This is a genomic window from Sulfitobacter sp. (assembly GCF_041552635.1).
GTDB lineage: Bacteria > Pseudomonadota > Alphaproteobacteria > Rhodobacterales > Rhodobacteraceae > Sulfitobacter.
In genome coordinates, this window is sequence record NZ_JBFEKM010000315.1 from 1 (window position 1) to 2,248 (window position 2,248).

The 2,248-nt window shown below is 56.8% G+C and carries 2 protein-coding genes; both read right to left on the minus strand.

The features are described 5' to 3' along the window. Window positions 1–252: 252 nt before the first annotated feature. Window positions 253–1,401, minus strand: coding sequence for a CmpA/NrtA family ABC transporter substrate-binding protein (locus ABYT07_RS20550; protein WP_372993859.1), 1,149 nt, complete (start codon window positions 1,399–1,401; stop codon window positions 253–255). Next, window positions 1,398–1,982, minus strand: a complete 585-nt coding sequence (locus ABYT07_RS20555) for an ANTAR domain-containing response regulator (RefSeq protein WP_372993860.1) — start codon at window positions 1,980–1,982, stop codon at window positions 1,398–1,400. Before ABYT07_RS20555 ends, ABYT07_RS20550 begins: the two co-directional genes overlap by 4 nt. Between the last annotated feature and the right edge of the window lie 266 nt (window positions 1,983–2,248).

The following is a 2,248-nucleotide window of genomic DNA, read 5'->3' on the forward strand; positions in this document are numbered from 1 at the left end:
AATCATCTTATGTGTCCTGTGATGGGACGGGCGGAGCCCGTAAAACGAAAAAAAGCCACACGTAAGCGGCACGGAGATATCCATGCGTCTTACGAGCGGCTTTGCTCTTGAGAGGAATCCACCATCATTGGCGGGAGGTATCAGGCGGCAGCGCCTGTGGTCTTCATCTTATGTTGAACCGCCCTGAAACGGTTCGCAATGTTTTTTCTGCAGTGCGGCGCAAAAATACTAGTTGCCTCGCAGAGTGCCTATTTATTCAGCCGCATTTGATGAAAAATCGAACGTCCTACCGTCAAAAAAAGCATCTGGCGCAAGAATCATCTGCCCCCGCGATGAGGCAACAGCGGTTTTTTCATTCATCGCGCCTTCGACTTTTTCCGACGCGCCGGGCAGATCAGCGCCGATCGGACCGAGGTATTTGCGGTAGAGATCAGTCCGGCAACAGGACATGGCTGCGGCGGTTCCTGCGGAGTCTGCGCCGAGCTGCTTGGCGATCCACGCGGCCTGACTGCGCCACGGAAACGACGCCGCATGATCATGAAACATCAAGAAATGCTCCACCCGTATGGGGTCAGCGCCAGCGGTTGGGGTCAGCATGCCTGTGACCGCAGGTTCGATGACTTCATGCGAAAGGTTCAGATGCTCGCTCCGGCCCAGCATTTCGACGGCCAACGGTTTGTTCTCTTCCAGATCAAGCCAGCGGGACGCCTGATAGACCGCGCGCATCAGTTTTTGGGTGGTTTCGGGGTTGTCCACTGTCCAATCATGACGCGCGGCCAGCACTTTTTCGGGCGCAAACCCCCAGACGTGAGATCCCGCCATGACGATATCACCCACTCCGCGCGCCACAATATCGCTGCCCCAAGGCTCGCCCACCCAAAAGGCATCAACGTGCCCTTGTGCTACCGCTTCGGCCATGCGCGGGGGCGGTACGGTCACGCTCTCTACCGCAAGGCCCGGAGCGGCCGCTGTCCAATAGGACAGCAACAAGCGATGCATCGAGAAGGGAAACGGGACACCGACACGCAAGGGTCTTGGCCCCCACGCCTCCAGACCTGCCAGCAGCGCATGAGGGTCGCCAAAGGTAATCTGCTCAAGGTGCTGCGCAAGCCGTGTGGTGACGCCAAACACCGTTCCATTTGCCGACAGGCCCATAAGCGTATCGATCCGCGCAGAAAGGCCACCCAGTCCCAGCGTCATCGCCACCGGCATCGGTGACAACATCTGCGCCGCGTCTAGATGCCCAAGGCCCAACATATCGCGCAAGGCGGACCACGACGGCTGACGCACAAGGTTAAGCTCCAAACCTTCTTCGGCGGCGAAACCCAGCTCGTGCGCAATGATCAGCGGAGCGCTGTCAACCAAAGGGACGTAGCCACAGTTTAGGACAGTACGCGTCATCCGAGCAAATCCGAGGCCGTGACCAGTGCTTGCGCCACGTGGATCACCTTGCGACCCTGATCCATGGCCGCTTTTCGCAAGAGCTTATAGGCTTCATCCTCGGAAAGACCGCGACGGCGCATCAAAATGCCCTTGGCGCGGTCTATGGTTTTACGGTCCTCCAGCGCCTGTTTGGCGGCATCCAGCTCTGACCGCATTTGCCGCATCATCTGGAACCGCGCGATTGCCGTCTCGATCACTGATTTGATGCGATTCATCTGCAAACCGTCGACGACATAGGCGCTGACACCCGCGGCAAGGGCCGCTTGGGTCAGATGGGGATCGGTCTGGTCCACGAACATCGCAACAGCGCGGGATTTGGTATTGGAGACAGCACCAACATGTTCAAGTGTATCACGGTCGGGGTTGGCCATGTCGATCAGCACAATATCCGGGGCATGCTCTTCGATGGATTGCTCCAGACCCGAGACTTGGGAGATCGCGTGCAGATCGGTCCACCCTGCCTCAAGCAGCGCGTCGATGATGTTTTTCGCTTTGGCTGCATCAGCTTCAACGACAAGGATACGCAGATCTTTTCTCACGCAGTTGATATCACAGGCATTCATCTGCATGTACATTGCCCGACAGATCCAAAGGAATGCGCGATGCTCGAATGCCCGTTTCTTCTGCTGTCCTTAAATGAAGTGCTGCAAAAATGTGCGCTTAGACATTTCAAGAGCTGGTGAAGTCGTACTCAAAGATCCGGATGGTCCCGGTTGCTCTGAATGTCGGCAATGATCCCTCTGTATCGCGATGTTGCAGCTGCAAAAGCAAAATGCTGCGGGATCGCATTTTTCAAAAAGGGCTC

Bases quoted from the DNA above. Each gene is read 5' to 3' on its own strand.
- ABYT07_RS20550 (WP_372993859.1), bottom strand. From the start codon at position 1,401: ATGACGCGTACTGTCCTAAACTGTGGCTACGTCCCTTTGGTTGACAGC.